This window comes from Rhizobium sp. CG5, assembly GCF_023701945.1.
In the GTDB taxonomy this organism is placed as follows: Bacteria; Pseudomonadota; Alphaproteobacteria; order Rhizobiales; family Rhizobiaceae; genus Allorhizobium.
Map to the genome: position 1 here is coordinate 102639 of NZ_JABAEF010000017.1, position 15195 is coordinate 117833.

Annotated in this window: 15 protein-coding genes; 10 read left to right on the top strand and 5 right to left on the bottom strand. The window is 59.1% G+C overall.

Translation table 11 applies throughout. The features are described from left to right. Position 1 precedes the first annotated feature (1 nt). The 3 genes from HGO38_RS23730 to HGO38_RS23740 are packed head-to-tail and all read right to left on the bottom strand — an operon-like array spanning position 2 to position 3684. Positions 2-1270, bottom strand: coding sequence for a glycerate kinase type-2 family protein (locus HGO38_RS23730; protein WP_250958288.1), 1269 nt, complete (start codon positions 1268-1270; stop codon positions 2-4). Further along, on the bottom strand, positions 1270-2361 hold the full coding sequence (locus tag HGO38_RS23735; protein ID WP_250958289.1) for a tartrate dehydrogenase: 1092 nt from the start codon (positions 2359-2361) through the stop codon (positions 1270-1272). The genes HGO38_RS23730 and HGO38_RS23735 overlap by 1 nt, the downstream gene beginning before the upstream one ends. A 21-nt stretch (positions 2362-2382) precedes the next feature. Beyond that, positions 2383-3684 carry an MFS transporter gene (locus HGO38_RS23740; protein WP_250958290.1) on the bottom strand — a complete coding sequence of 434 codons (1302 nt, stop codon included), beginning with the start codon at positions 3682-3684 and terminating at the stop codon, positions 2383-2385. 122 nt (positions 3685-3806) lie between these two features. On the opposite strand from HGO38_RS23740, the gene HGO38_RS23745 reads away from it, so the two are divergent. Next, positions 3807-4721 (top strand): LysR family transcriptional regulator, encoded by a 915-nt coding sequence (locus tag HGO38_RS23745; RefSeq protein WP_250958291.1) that lies wholly within the window; start codon positions 3807-3809, stop codon positions 4719-4721. Between the two features lie 245 nt (positions 4722-4966). Here HGO38_RS23745 and HGO38_RS23750 read toward each other — a convergent pair whose 3' ends face one another. Beyond that, on the bottom strand, positions 4967-5464 hold the full coding sequence (locus tag HGO38_RS23750; RefSeq protein ID WP_250958292.1) for a MarR family winged helix-turn-helix transcriptional regulator: 498 nt from the start codon (positions 5462-5464) through the stop codon (positions 4967-4969). Between the two features lie 203 nt (positions 5465-5667). Between HGO38_RS23750 and HGO38_RS23755 the strand changes: the two genes are divergently transcribed. The 9 genes from HGO38_RS23755 (at position 5668) to HGO38_RS23795 (ending at position 14179) form a co-directional block, all read left to right on the top strand. Further along, complete coding sequence (locus tag HGO38_RS23755) at positions 5668-6198, top strand: flavin reductase family protein (RefSeq protein WP_250958293.1); 531 nt, start codon at positions 5668-5670, stop codon at positions 6196-6198. Between the two features lie 47 nt (positions 6199-6245). Beyond that, positions 6246-7541, top strand: coding sequence for an acyl-CoA dehydrogenase family protein (locus HGO38_RS23760; RefSeq protein WP_250958294.1), 1296 nt, complete (start codon positions 6246-6248; stop codon positions 7539-7541). 60 nt (positions 7542-7601) lie between these two features. Continuing rightward, positions 7602-8933 carry an MFS transporter gene (locus HGO38_RS23765; protein ID WP_250958295.1) on the top strand — a complete coding sequence of 444 codons (1332 nt, stop codon included), beginning with the start codon at positions 7602-7604 and terminating at the stop codon, positions 8931-8933. Between the two features lie 30 nt (positions 8934-8963). After that, positions 8964-10340 (top strand): carbohydrate porin, encoded by a 1377-nt coding sequence (locus tag HGO38_RS23770; RefSeq protein ID WP_250958296.1) that lies wholly within the window; start codon positions 8964-8966, stop codon positions 10338-10340. 36 nt (positions 10341-10376) lie between these two features. Beyond that, complete coding sequence (locus tag HGO38_RS23775; RefSeq protein WP_250958297.1) at positions 10377-10790, top strand: nuclear transport factor 2 family protein; 414 nt, start codon at positions 10377-10379, stop codon at positions 10788-10790. Between the two features lie 77 nt (positions 10791-10867). After that, entirely contained in the window at positions 10868-11458 is a 591-nt protein-coding gene (gstA, locus tag HGO38_RS23780) for a glutathione transferase GstA (protein WP_250958298.1), read from the top strand. 11 nt (positions 11459-11469) lie between these two features. After that, entirely contained in the window at positions 11470-12369 is a 900-nt protein-coding gene (locus HGO38_RS23785) for a VOC family protein (RefSeq protein ID WP_250958299.1), read from the top strand. A 50-nt stretch (positions 12370-12419) separates the two neighbouring features. Further along, on the top strand, positions 12420-13310 hold the full coding sequence (locus HGO38_RS23790; RefSeq protein WP_250958300.1) for an acetoacetate decarboxylase family protein: 891 nt from the start codon (positions 12420-12422) through the stop codon (positions 13308-13310). Positions 13311-13327: 17 nt separating this feature from the next. Next, positions 13328-14179: a fumarylacetoacetate hydrolase family protein gene (locus HGO38_RS23795; protein WP_250958301.1), complete on the top strand. Its 852-nt coding sequence runs from the start codon at positions 13328-13330 to the stop codon at positions 14177-14179. Positions 14180-14308: 129 nt separating this feature from the next. Here HGO38_RS23795 and HGO38_RS23800 read toward each other — a convergent pair whose 3' ends face one another. Further along, the gene (locus tag HGO38_RS23800; protein ID WP_250958302.1) at positions 14309-15193 is read right to left on the bottom strand and encodes an alpha/beta hydrolase; all 885 of its coding nucleotides are present in this window, start codon (positions 15191-15193) and stop codon (positions 14309-14311) included. Between the last annotated feature and the right edge of the window lie 2 nt (positions 15194-15195).

Here is a 15195-nt window from a genome sequence, read left to right on the forward strand (position 1 = left end):
CCTAACCTATGAGGATTGCGCGGATATCGTTGACATTCGTGAGCGTGGGACCGGTGACCACGAGATCGCCGATGGCCTTGAACGCCGTATAGCTGTCGTGGACCGCCAGGGTAGCGCGGGGATCGATGCCAGCTTCGTGCATGCGAGCAATGCTGTCCGGCGCCACCAGCGCCCCGGCAGCATCCTCGACGCCGTCGATGCCATCGCTATCGCCGGCGATGGCCCAGATGCCCTCAGCTCCCTTGAGAGCGACAGCAAGACTGAGAAGGAATTCCGTGTTTCGCCCCCCGCGGCCTTCGGTCGTGACCCCGAGTGAAACGGTTCCCTCACCGCCGGAGAGGATCACGGCAGGCCCCGCGACAGGCAGGCCCTTGTCACGGGCGGATAGCGCAATACCCGCCATGACACGCCCCATCTCGCGCGCTTCGCCTTCCAGGGCATCACCGAGGATCAGCGGACGCAGTCCGGCCTTGTGTGCCGCCGCCGCCGCCGCGTCGAGCGCGATCGAGGGGGCCGCAATCAGACGAATTTCACCTTCAACGTCCCCTGCCTTGGGCGTCTCCTTGCCGTGTGTCAGAACTGACCGCGCAGCCTGCGGCAAATCGATACCATAGCGGGCGACGATCGCGCGGGCCTCTGCCATTGTGGAGGGATCCGCCACCGTCGGGCCGGACGCGATCTCCGATGGATCATCTCCTGGTACATCAGAGATAACCAGTGTCAGCAGCCTCGCGGGTCGAGCAGCGCGCGCCAGGTGCCCACCCTTGATGGCCGAAAGATGCTTGCGTACGGTGTTCATATCGGAAATCGTGGCGCCGCTGGCAAGCAGCGCCTGGTTGACCGCCTTCTTGTCCGCCAAGGTCATCTGGCCGGCGGGCGCGACCAGCAATGAAGAGCCTCCGCCGGAGATGAGAGCCACCACGAGATCCTCCGGTCCAAGGCCCTGGACCGCAGCGAAGATCCTTTCTGCGGCCATGACGCTCATCGCATCCGGGACGGGATGGGAGGCTTCCAGGATTTCGATGCGTCCTGCCGGGACCGCGTGGCCGTAACGGGTTACTACCACGCCTGAAAGATCGACATCAGGCCAGGCCACATCGATCGCGGCCGCCATCGCGGCCGACGCCTTGCCTGCCCCCACAACGATGCAGCGACCTCTTGGACGCTCCGGGAGGTTGTTGATCACCGCTGCCCGCGGATCCGCACGGGCAACGGCTGCGTCGAAGATCCGACGCAGCACCTGGCGAGCGGACACATCGTTCCAGGTCATTAGGCCGCAGCCATCTTCGGGATATTCGACCCTGCGATGGCGTCGCAGACGGCATCGGTGACCTGCTTCGTGTTGGCGGTGCCGCCGACGTCCGGCGTTAGGATGCCTGCTTCGGTGACACGCTCGACGGCGCTCATCAGCCGCGCAGCAGCCTCGCGTTCGCCGAGATGCTCGAGCATCTGCGCGGCCGTCCAGAAGGTCGCGATCGGATTGGCAATGCCCTTGCCCGTGATATCGAAGGCGGACCCGTGGATCGGCTCGAACATCGACGGGAAACGGCGCTCCGGGTCGATGTTGGCGGTCGGCGCGACCCCGAGCGAGCCGGCCAGCGCACCGGCCAGATCCGACAGGATGTCGGCATGCAGGTTGGTCGCCACGATCGTGTCGAGCGTCTCCGGCTTCAGCGTCATGCGCACCGTCATCGCATCGACCAGCATCTTGTCCCAGGTGACGTCCGGGAATTCCTTCGACACTTCGGCCGCGATCTCGTCCCACATGACCATGCCATGACGCTGGGCGTTCGACTTGGTGACGACGGTCAGCAGCTTGCGCGGACGCGCCTGGGCCAGCTTGAAGGCATAGCGCATGATGCGGGTGACCCCGACGCGGGTGAAGATCGCCACTTCCGTGCCGACCTCTTCCGGAAGGCCGCGATGGGCGCGGCCGCCATGGCCGGAATATTCGCCTTCGGAGTTCTCCCGCACGATCACCCAGTCGAGGTCGCCCGGACCGCAATTGCGCAAGGGCGGCGTGATGCCGGGCAGGATCTTCGTCGGGCGCACATTGGCGTACTGGTCGAACCCCTGGCAGATCGGCAGGCGCAGGCCCCACAGCGTGATGTGGTCGGGAACGTCCGGAGCGCCGACCGCACCGAAAAAGATCGCGTCGAACTTCTTCAGCTTCTCAAGCCCATCGGCCGGCATCATCACGCCATGCTTCTTATAATAGTCCGAACCCCAGTCAAAGGTCTCGGTATGGATCTTGAAGTCGCCGCTGCGCTGTTCCAACGCCTCCAGAACCTGAAGTCCGGCGGCAATGACTTCCGGGCCAATCCCATCCGCAGGGATCGCTGCTATCTTGTATTCACGCATGTCTGTGCTCCACCTTGAGATTTAACGATTTTGGACCGGGGCGACTTTGGTCCCGTTTTCCGGCGCGGTGCGCGACAAGACGAGCGTCACGATCGCGGACACGACCAGCAATGCGGCGACGAAGTAGAGGCCGCCCGCAAAGCTGCCGGTGACGTCCTTGATCCAGCCGATCATCGAGGGACCAACGAAGCCACCGAGGTTGCCGATCGAATTGATGGTGGCGATCCCCGCCGCGGCGGCCGGCCCGGAAAGGAACAGCGTTGGCATGCTCCACAGCGGTGGCTTCGAGCAGCTGATGCCGATGTTGACCAGCGTCAGCGCAATGAGGACTGTGAAGACGCTCATGGCACCTGTTGCGAATGCAAGCCCGGCGGCAGCAAGCAGGCAGGCGCCGACGACATGCCAGGTCCGTTCACCGGTCTTGTCGGAATGACGTGCCCAGAGGACCATGGCGACCACCGCGAAGATACCGGGCACGGCGTTGATGAAGCCGACCTGCAGAGATGACAGACCAAACTCTTTGATGATCTGTGGCGCCCAGATACCCAGAGTGTAAAGACCGGCGGATGTTCCGAAGTAAACAAGAGCTAGCGCAATGACACGGATGTCGGCCAGACCTGCCAGGATGCTGTGGCTTGCCCCACCCTTGGTGGTCTGCTCGGCATTCATCGTTTTCACAAGCCAGTTCCGCTCATCTTCCGAGAGCCACTTTGCCTTTTCCGGGCGATCGGTCAGGTAGAAGAGGACAACGAAGCCGAGTATTATCGCTGGTGCTGCCTCGATCAGGAACATCCACTGCCATCCGGCAAGACCGAGGAAGCCGTGCATTTCCATGAGTGCACCTGAGATCGGCGATCCGAGGACAGTAGAGAGCGGCGCTGCTGCCATGAACATCGCGGTCACTGCCGCACGTCGGCGAGCCGGAAACCAGAAGCTCAGATAGAGAATAATGCCGGGAAAGAAGCCCGCTTCTGCGACGCCGAGGAGGAAGCGCAACGCATAGAAAGTGGTCGTTCCCTGCACGAACGCCATCAGGCCGGACACGATCCCCCAGGTGATCATGACGCGGGCGATCCAGATGCGCGCTCCTACCTTGTTGAGAATGAGATTGGACGGGACCTCGAACAGGAAGTAGCCGACGAAGAAGATGCCTGCACCGATGCCGAAGACGGTCGACGAGAAGCCGAGGTCCTGGTTCATGGTCAATGCGGCAAAGCCGATGTTCACGCGGTCCAGGAACGCGATGAAATACAGCAGCATGATGAATGGTACGATGCGCAGAGTGATTTTGCGCAGGACGCGCGTCTCCAGGTCGCTGTTCATAGCGAACTCCTCCCAATGATCCGTTCGACGCACCTCCTGCGTCGTCGGAAGAAGGCTATGTCGCCCTTTCCTTCCAGGCCATACTGCTCTAATTATATAATTAAACGATACAATGAGGCGTCATGGAACTGGAACAGTTGAGGTGCTTCGTCGCTGTTGCAGAAGAACTGCATTTCGGCCGAGCGGCGCAGAAGATGGGTCTGCTCCCGGCGTCCCTGGGACGGCATGTGAGACTGCTGGAGGAGTCCTTGGGCACTCGCCTCATGTCCCGGACAACGCGTAGCGTCTCTCTGACGGAAGACGGCGCCGCCCTGCTTGAGGAGGTGCGGCCCCTTCTCCATCGCCTGCAGACACTCGCCGAGGAGTTTCGATCTAGGAAAACCCAGCAGGCGACCGTGCTGCGCATCGGCGCGATCGACAGTGCTGCCGCAGGCCTCATACCGGCGTTGTTGCACGATTTCCGTGAGCGATGCCCGGGCATCGTCACTCAACTGGTTGAGGACAAATCCATCCGTCTCATTCCAAAATTGATTGCCGGGCGACTGGATGTCGTCTTCATTCGGCCCCGCGACGGACTAAGCCGCAATCTGGCTGTTCGCATCCTGACCCACGAAACACCCGTGATTGCCCTGCCCGTCACGCATCCTCTGGCCGCCTGCGACCGTGTCTCGGTAGATGAACTGGGAGACGAGCCCCTCATCGTGCCCGACCGTCGCTCTCGACCGCACAGCTACGATCTGACGATGAAACTCTTCGAAGACGCGGGACTGCACCCGCGCATAGCGCAGATTGCTGACGAAAAGCAAACGATCATAAACCTCGTTGCAGCAGGCATCGGGTCCGCCATCGTTCCGCGCTGGACTTCGAAACTCGCAGTATCCGGGGTGACCTTCGTTTCTCTGGTGAACGCCGACAACACACCATTGCGAAAACTGCCGCTTGCTGTCGCCTGGATCAAAGCTGTCCGCGATCCCGGTCGGGATCAGTTGCTGGAACTGCTGGACAAAAACATCGGTCGATACGCAGAGCAGGCATAGGTTTGGCCACTCTCCGATTGCGGCAGATATCCCCCTCGTCTGGGTGGTTAGGTTTCTACTTTTCGTTCTTGAGATCCCATCTGGGGTGAGTAGCGGCCAGCACTGTGGCATGGTGATACCTGATGTCGGCATCGCCGAAAATTATGCGCAACCCGACAGCCAAGCAACCGCATGCCGATTAACGTGACAACACCGCTTTGGCTCCTCGGCCGTCGCCAAAGATATCATGGAATACGAATGTCGGCTCAGAAGGCGCTTATAAGTTTGCTTAAGAGACTGTTCAGACAGTCTCTTTCAGACGTAGAGAGTGTCCGAACGACTTTCAAGAAGCGAGATGACCGCGCAACCTGTATCCGGCTTGCCTGCAAAAGTTTCTCACCACTGTCAGTCATCTGCACAAAAACGGTGCGTTTGTCCGAACTTGACGGGACACGCAGGACAAGTCCCTTTTGTTCCAACCTCGCAATTCGGCCAGTGATAGCTCCCGTGGTCACCATGCAAAGCTCGGCGAGATCGCTTGGCCGCAAACGATGCGGCGCCGGTTGATGGCGAAGATAGTTGAGCACGTCAATCTCGCCAATGCCGACATCGAACGCCATAAGTATCTCAGATAGCGAATCCTGATCCAGCATATGCAGGTGACGGAGATGCATCGCGATCGCGACAGGCGTGCTGTCCTCACCCGGAAAATCCGTCTCCCATTGACTGATAAGATCCGAAAATATGCCCTTGGTTTCAGACATCACTGCTTCATATCTATCTTGGAGCTAACAAAAAAAGCGGAGAAAGACTCTCACGTCTTTCATAAATCTTTGATTCCATTCACGCAATCGCTTTCGCGCAAAAATAGCCCGAAATCGGAAACGGGATTGACCAAAGTTAGTTTAGTAGTAAGATAGTGCTAAGGTAGTTTGAGGGAACCTATACGATGATACGAGCATCGACAATGCAGCATTTTGTCGCAGAGGAAAACCGCTTGGAGAGATCTCCAGACATTGAAGATCTCAAAGGCGCTTTCAGCCGCCTTCCATCCGGTGTGGTCGTGATAACAAGCACGAGTGCATGCGGCGAATTTGCCGGAGCAACCGTCAGCAGCTTCACCTCGTTGTCGTTCAAGCCCCCTCTTGTCGTTTTCGGTCTGGCGCAGAGTTCGGCAACGCTTTCAGCCATCCTCAGCCATGGGCATTTCGCAGCGCATGTGGTTGCCGAACCACATCAGGATCTGGCAATGCGTTTCGCATCCAGCGGCACCGACAAATTCAATGGCGTTGATTTTAAGTTGTCTCCCTTCGGGGTGCCGCTGTTAACGCAGTTCGATACGTATTTTCAGTGCACGTTGGAACGTGCACAACCAACCGGCGATCATCAGCTTCTTGTCGGTCGCGTTCTTGACGTGTCCCTTGCGGGGCGGAACGCCACGCCGGTCGCCTGGCTTCAGCGAAGCTTTCACGTCTGCGAGCGTGTTACGGCGCTCTAGCTGCATCGCACATCTGACCACACAACTTAAAAAAATGAGGAAATGCCATGGAAATGAGCGTTAAGCAATTCGAGTATTCAGCGCCGGCGCGGCTCGACTCGCCCTACAGCACAGAGGCAGGCCGCAAGATTCGCGACAAAGCCAAAGCACTTGTGCCCTTGCTGCGTAAAAACGCCGGAGACGGAGAAAAGCTCGGTGCGCTCAATACAGAGAGCCTGAAAGCATTGAGCGACATCGGCGCATTCAAGCTGACCTTGCCGACCGATTTCGGCGGATATGCGCTCGGAGCCCGCGATGTTGTCGAAATCGTTGCCGAGCTTGGTAGGGGCGATGGTGCAGCGGGCTGGATGGCATTTGTCGCGGGAGGCCTGCGCAACATCCTCGCCTTTCCGGATCGGGCGGTACAGGAGATCTTTGCCAATGGCGACGATTGGGTTGGCCCGCTGGCGGCCGGCGCCTCGGTCTTCGCCACGAAAGTAGGTTCCGCGCGCCGCGTGGATGGCGGCTGGATGGTCAGTGGCTCCTGGCATTTCGGCAGCGGCTGCAAGCATGCCAAATGGATCCTGGTCGGTGTCGAATACCAGAACAATTCGGGCATGGCTGGCCGAGCAATGACGATATTGAAGGCCGACCAGGTGGAAATCATCGACAATTGGCACGTCATGGGGATGAAGGCGACCTCTTCCAATAGCTTGACAGTGCGCGAAGAACAGTTCGTTCCGGACCATCGCTTCATGGACATGGCGGAATTCCCGCCCAGAATGGACGAAACTCGTACGCGTTATCAGGGTTCCGCCAGCAAGTTCGACGGCCGCGGGCTGATGCTAGTGACCAATCTTACGCATTTGGCGATTGTCCTGGGCATGGCGCGCGGTGTGCTGGAAACCTACATCGAAATGGCGAAAAAGCAGCAGCCTTTCAACCTGCCTTATCCTCGTGTCGCCGAGATGGCGTCGACCCAGATTTGTGCGGCAAAGGCCTATGGCGCAATCAAGATAGTCGAAACAGCGGCCCTTAGCGCGGCTGATGTTCTCGACCGTCACGCACTTGAGGGACGCGATATCTCGGCCGAGCAAGAGCAGGCAATGATAATGGAGAGCGTCTACGCAGCCCACACACTTGACGGCGCCGTCGGTCAACTCCAGCTCAGCATCGGTTCGGCCACCGCACATGAGAACAATGCCATCCAGCGATTTGTCCGCGATATCCGCGTGGCGATGCTGCATGGCGCGGTGAGGCTCGATCCTACAGCCGAAATCTTCGGACGGCAGCTTATGGGCCTCCCCCCCTTCCCAATGTTTGCGGGAGGGTTGCCTGATCGAACGGCTCAGCCAGCGATCTGACTGAGCCGGAAGCGTGCGGTTGGAGGCCGCGCGCCGTACTTACAAGAGGAGGAGGAAGCCTTGGAACAAGGAAAGAAGACGCGTGCCGTCGCCAATCCTGAGACCAACAGAGGATTCGAATACAGCGCCCATGCAGTGAAAGTGCTCGGTGCATTGTGGTTGATCGTACTGTTGGTCGTTGCGATACCGAGCATTGGCACAACTGTCATTAACGCTCGAATGATCGACGACCTCAACATGGACCGAGCGGTGTTCGGTACGGGGTTTGGCATCTTCGTTATGATGATGGGCTTTCAGGGGCCCATCGTTGCTATGCTGGTCCGGAAATTCGGCTATCGTGCAACAGTCACCGCTGGATGTTTCGTGCTGTTTGCCGGTGCGCTTGCGATGGCAACCGTTGTTCAGACGGGATGGCAATATGCTCTCGCATTCGGATTGATGGTTGGGACAGGTGTCTGTGTTGCCGGGATGTTGCCCGCACAAACGGTCGTCACGAATTGGTTTCATGCGCGCCGTGCTCTGGCCGTATCAATCGTGTTCTCGGCTGTCGAGGTGGGCGGTTTTGTCCCCCCGCCTGCACTTGAAAAGCTCGTTGCCATGTCTGACGACAACTGGCGCGCAGCTTGGTGGGTGATTGCCGGGGCGGCGATCGTCGCCATGGTAACGGCCTATACCGCTTTGAATGAGCGCCATGTCGACCGGTTCATTGCGGAGAGCCCGACCACGTTGCCGCTGCACGAGCGCGGCAAAGTGTTCAAGAGCACAACTCATTGGACACTCAGGGAAGCCGTTCGGACCAGGGCATACTGGCTGATCCTGATCTACATGAGTATTGCTGGAGTAGCCTGGATCTTCCTCATGGCCCATGGCGCCGTGCACCTGCGGGACGTCGGATATTCGCCGGCTGAAGCCGCAAATGCCATGGCGATCATTATCGTCGCGTCGTTTATCGGCAACATGACGGCCGGCCTCCTGGGAGACCACGTCTCACCTTCGATAATCGCGGCTGTGAGCATGGGTTTGATCGCTCTGGGCTTCTGCATGGTGGTCAAGCCGGAAGGGTTTACCGGAATCTTGCTGTACGCCCTTCCCGCAGGCATCGGATACGGAGCCTCGCAGGTCTGCCTGATGGCGCTTCTTGGCAACTACTTCGGCAAAGAATCCTTCTCGATCATCTTGGGTTCGATGATGCCGGTATCAACACTTTGTGCGGCAATCGGCGCCGGATCAGCAGGAGCCGTCTTTGATCGAACGGGAACATATGGAGGGGTGTTCCTGATCGTCACTGCGCTTTGCGTCATCGCATTGCTCGCCATCTTGGCTGCCTCGCCGCCGCACAGTCGCAGACCGAAGGAGGAGGAGCCATCGGTCAATCCAGTCGCAGCGGAGTGAACAAATTCTATTCTTAGGGGGAGGACAACAATGCGAATTCTATACATCACCGTGCCGTTGATGCTGGGAACTGCCATTCCGGCGTCTGCTGCAGGCCCTGCCATCCTGTTGGAGGAAGAACCGCCTATCATAGTCGGCCCTCCTGTGCCGACCTACTCTGGTCCGTTGGCAGACATTGGCAGATCGCTCCATGACAACGGAATTGATCTCCGCCTAGACTACCTCAACATCTATCAGAACGCACCCACCTTTGGTTTCGCGGGTGGCTCGTCGGCCAACTATGGCATGTTCATCTTCGACGCTACCGGCTACCTGTCTCCTGATCTTCGCGTGAAGTTCACGGAGACGATCAACGCTCCATCCTACAATGTCGACGGCTATCTCTTTGACACGTCAAACGCCTTCTTTCCGGTACCGGTTGTCGACTCCGACACGGATCTCACACGCTTGACATTGGAGGCCGACTTTTTCGATGACCGCCTCCAAGTCGAGGCCGGCCGCATGGGACTGGCTCGCGACTTCATGACAAAGGGCTTTTGCGGTGGCCTTGGCTGCCTCAACTCGACGCAGGCGAACACTCTCAATGTGCCAGGCGAGTCGCTTGCCGTTTGGGGTGGTCGCGTCGCCTACAAGCTAAAACCAGACACCACATTGGGCTTCGGCATCATCGAGGACAATCCCGACAATTGGCAAAACGGCAGTGGTTGGGATTGGCAAGCCGGGAGCAGCGAAGGCTATATCGCCATTGCCAATATCCGTCATGATGAGACATTCCGGGACAGCCTCAATCCGTTGCAATTTGAAGTCGGAGCCTATCATCGTTCCGCGCCCTATGAAGATGCTCTCTACAACGACGGTTGGGGGAATCCGACCTTCGGCGCGAGCCCAACGATCGTTACCCACGAGAATGGAACGACCGGTGTTTACGCTCAGGCGCGTAAGGTGATCTGGAGCAACCCTTCCGGCGGCATGATCCCGGAAAATCTGGCGATCTACGGCGGCATTTTTCACACCTTTGGCGAGGGCCAGGCTTATCCATGGGAGGCATACGCGGGTCTTGAATATTCGGGGTTCTGGGCAGAAAACCCGCTCGCGACGATCGGTGCTTCGGTTCATTACATCGGCCTCAGCGACGAACGAGCCCAATACGAGCGCAATGCCCGGCTGTTCTTCTCGGGACTTGATGAGGCGCAGCCGAAAGACACCTTCATGTTCGATGTGCACGCAACCACTGGGGTGTTCGACATCGGCATTCTCGACGTGGGCGCCGCCTATCTCGTCAATCCCAACACGTCCGTTATGGCCGATTATTCAACCGGAAGGATGAAGGATGACTTCGTCTTTTACGCCGCACTGGCGTTCGACTTGAGCGGTGGCCTGGGCCTTTCGCCCCGCAGAGGTCCCTAAGCAATTTTGTCCCACAGCAAGCAGGAGAACTCAGTAATGCATGCCACTGAAAGCCGTGTTCGGCTTGAACGAAACAAGCACCTGGTCCGGGAATTCTACCGTCGTGTTTTCGACGGCCAGAACGCGGAAGCCGTCAAGGACTTCGTCACCGAAGATTACAAGCAGCACAACAGCCATATTCCAAGCGGCCGGCAAGGCTTGGAGGGGTTCGTTCGGTCGGTGTTCCCGAACGGGCCGGTTCCCGAGCCGAGCGAGATGCGCATTCCCCCGTCCTTGATCGTGGCCGAGGGCGACATGGTCGTGGTGGCAGCGTCCCTGCCCCAGCCCGATCCCGATAATCCCGGGACCACATACGATTACTTTATCTTCGATGCCTACCGCATCCGGGATGATCGGTTGTCCGAACATTGGAGCGGTGTGAACAAGATTGCTCCGCCGAAACACGCTTGACGACGTCGCTTAGGTCTCGCCTGATCCAGGCAAGGCACGAGCGAACGTCCACCCACCATCACTTGGAGATCCATTACATGAAACTTTATCACGCGCCCGGCGCCTGCTCTAACGCATCCCGCATTGTCCTTGAGGAAGCCGGCATTGCCGTCGAGCCGGTGGAAGTCAACTTGAGGGACAAGACGCTTCCTGACGGGACAAGTTTTCTAAACATCACTCCCAAGGGCCAGGTCCCGGCACTTGTTCTCGACGATGGCCAGGTGCTGACCGAAGGGGCGGTCATCATGCAATATATCGCCGACCAGGCGCCTGCATCCGGATTGCTGCCAGCACCTGGCAACATGGCGCGCTACCGCGTGCTGGAATGGACCAATTACATCGCCACCGAACTGCACAAGACCTTCTCACCGCTGAACCGGCCGAACACGCCGCCGGAGTTTCGGGAGATCACGAGGACCGCGCTGCTGCCGCGGGTTTTCGGGGTGCTGAATGACCGTCTGGCCGTCAGCGAATATCTTGCCGGCGACACTTTCTCGATCGCGGACGCCTACGCGTTTGTCGTTCTCGGCTGGACGAAGCGGCAGGACATTGACCTGTCCGCCTGGCCAAATATCCAAACCTATCTCACACGGGTTGAAGACCGCCCTTCGGTCAAAGCGGCACTGTAGAGAGGATAATCATGACTTATCTCATTCGACAAATGGGCCACGTAATTATCTCGTCGCCCGATCCCCTGGGCGCGGCAAAGGATCTTTGCGAGGTTGTGGGATTACGGATCACCGAAGTTGACGGCGACACCGTATATCTCACCAGCAATGACCGCCATCACGAAGTGACTTACATCAAAGGCGACGGTAAGGCCATCGCTTGTGGACTTGAGGCCGTGAGTGCGTCCGCGGTCGATGAGGTCTATCGCCGCGCAAAATCGGACGGGCTGGAGATCCTGTCGGACAGGCCCCTCGGCAAGCATTACGAGCGCGCCGTGCGTCTGGTCGCTCCTGGCGGCACCATTTTCGAAGTCCATACACCGATCGCCCGAAACCAGCCGCGACATTACAGCTATTCGGCTCCCGGTGCCCGTCCCCGACGGATCGAGCACATCAATTCCTTCGCGCCGGACACCGCCGCCTTTGGCGAGTTCTGCCAAAAGGGCTTGGGCATGAAGCTGTCGGACATGACGGAGGACGGCGCGCTGCGATGGTACCGGGCAGAAGACGGTTATCACCACACAATCGCGATGGGACCGGGCGAAAGCGGGCTGCATCACTACGCCTTCGATCTGCATTCGCTTCAGGATCTGCAGACGATTGCCGACAATCTCGCCGAGAAGGACCGGGCTTTGGTTTGGGGACCGGGCCGCCACGGTGCGGGCGGGAACATCTTTACCTACTACGCCGACCCCCATGGCTGCCTGGTGGAAAACTCGATCGAACTCGATCGTATCGACAACGATGCCACCTATGAACCACGTAGCTGGGACATTTCGGAAGGGTTGGCGGGTCGTTGGCTGAACCTTTGGGGTACGCCGCCGACCGCCTCCTTCCTGCGTCCCGGCATCCCTTTCGATGTCACGGCCTAGGCCGAAGGGTACCTGACACAAAGCGTTCCCAAACAGGAAATATCTGAAAGATGAGTATCAAGCTGAACCGCGATTTTCGCTACCGGATGCCGGTTTCGTTCGGACCGGCACCCGGGCCGCGCCAAAAGCCCGGCGGTGGCATGTGGAAGCCGGAGGAGACCGGCCGGATGAATGCCGAATGGATGGCGATCACCTATCGCACCGATCCGAAAAAACTCGAAGCACTGCTTGCGCCGGGCATGGAGCTGCGCGGCGATCCGCTGGTCACCGTGTCCTGTGCCTGGTTCAAGAACCTCTACTGGCTGGCTGGGCGCGGCTACGGCATCGTGGTCGTCGATTTCCCGGTGACCTATCGCGGCAGGACGGAGACGCTGGAAGGCACATACTGCCCGGTGCTGTGGGAAGGTGCGCCCGACGCCATCATGACCGGCCGCGACGAGCTGGGCTTTCCAAAAATGTTCGCCGACATCCCGGAAATCGAACACGACAAGGAGCGAGGCACCGCCGCCTGCTCGGCCTCCTGGATGGGGTTCAAATTCTTCGACATCGCACTCACGGATCTGGTCGACGCCGGCAATGAGCCGGCCCTTCCCGGGGCGGATAACGGTCCAGCGATGTATTATAAATACGTGCCCCGCACAAGCATCGGCGGGTGCGAGGGCCCCGACGTGGCCTATGTCACCACCGCCGCGGCGCCGGCTGGAGCAGGCGGCAGGGTCGGCAACATCAATTTCGACGGCTTCGACTTCAAGCGCTGGTCCGCCAAAGGCACAGTGGCATGGCACCGGGCCACGTTCGAGCAATTGCCGCTCAGCGCGCATGTCGTTAACGGCATGGCCGATCTCGATATTCTTGAAATCACCAAGGTGCAGATGGTCGCCTTCTCAGGTCCCGGGATCGCGGTCTCGGTCAACTCCATGCGCGCAGTGGATCCAGCTTAAACTAGGAAGTATACATCATGAAGTTGGCAAGGTTCACGATTGACGGCACCATCCGTCTGGGAAAGCTCGAGAACGAACAGGTCATCGATTTGACCGGCACCGCCCGGAACTGCGGTGATTCGATGCGGCTGCTCCTCGAAAGATATGAGGAGTTGCGTCCGGCATTGGAATCGGTTCAGGGGCCGTCCTTCCCGCTCACGGCCGTGCGACTGGAGGCTCCGATCGCCGATCCGCAGAAATTCCTGGCGATCGGCATGAACTACAAGGCCCATGCCGAAGAAGCGGCTGCCGCCGGCATCAAGATCCCTGAGAGCCAGTTGTGGTTCAACAAACAGGTCAGTTGCATCAATGGCCCTTACAGCGCCATCGTCGTGCCCAAAGCATCGACGATGGTCGACTACGAGGCCGAACTGGGCTTTGTCATCGGCAAGCGTTGCCGCCATGTAAGCAGCGATGCTGCCCGAACGGTGATCGCCGGTTATCTGGTGGCCAACGACGTAACCGCCCGGGACTGGCAGTTCCGCTCGCCGACCTATACGCTGGGCAAATCATTCGATACCCACGGCCCGCTTGGCCCGTGGATCACCACGGATGATGAAGTGGAGGACCCGCATGATCTGACGCTCACCCTTTCGCTGAACGGACAAGAGCGGCAGCGAACATCGACCGGCGACATGATCTACAATATCTACGAGCAGATCGCATACCTATCGACGGTCATGACATTAGAACCAGGAGACGTCATCATCACCGGCACGCCATCCAACGTGGGGATTGCAACGAAAACATTCATGAAGCCGGGCGACGTGGTGCGCGTCGAGGTCAACGGTCTGGGCGCGATCAAAAATCACTTTATCACGGAAGTCTGATTGCCGTTCCACTGAATCGAGGTTGCGCCAGGTGGTTGCCGGCCCTGTCGCAAATTTTTGCGCTTAACGGTATATTGACTGTCGGAAGAGAAATTTCCGCTCCAGATGTTGTAGAGCGGATCGATGATTCTATCGCGGAAGCGCAAATCTCAAGGCCCCGCAAAGCGCTGCCGTTAGCGTGCTGGCATGATCTTCATTCATCTGGATCTCGAACCTGACGGCTGCCTTTGCACCCAGAACCTCCGCGATGTGGCGCGAAACCTCCTCGGCATTCTCGATCATCCGGCGTTTGCGGCGCAGCGCGCCGTAATCGTGCCCCGCCTGCAGCAGTCCTTGCCAGGGCGCCAGTTCCCGCTCCCATTCGCCGACCGTCGTGTACAGCCTCAAGGGGCGCTCGAGATCCCTGCCGGCGGTCTCCAGGGATTGTAGCATCGCCGGGCGATCCCACCATATCGACGGACTGACGGCGACGTAGCCGGAAAAAAGGCCGGGACACTGGCACAAAAGGTCGAGCACGAAATAGCCGGCCAGCGAGTGGCCGAGGACGACCTGCGCCGTCCTGTCGATATCGTAAAGGCCGGCGACATGCGGCATCAGACTGTCGCCGAGAAAACGGATGAAATCCGCCTGTCCGCCGCAGGCAGGCAGATGCCTGTCCTTCAAGGCGTCGTCAGCCGGCGGCCCGCGTGTGAAATCGAAATGGCGGCGGTCTGCATGGTAGTCGCCGATGCCGGGATAGCCGATGCCGATGACGATCGACGGCCGCACCCCGGTTGCAGAAGGTCGCCGCGACAGCCGCCGGACCGTCTCGGCTACCAACAGGAAATCGGCGTTCGCATCCAGCACGTAGAATACCGGAAAACCTTCCGGCGGTGGCGGCGTGGCCGGCACATATTCGAAAATGTCGTAGCACTGCGCTGGGTCCTTGCCTTCCAGGCGATAGCGCCGGCATCCGGCAACATCGATCGACTCCGATACGATGTTCTCCTGTCTGTCAGCGGCATTGTTCAGCATGA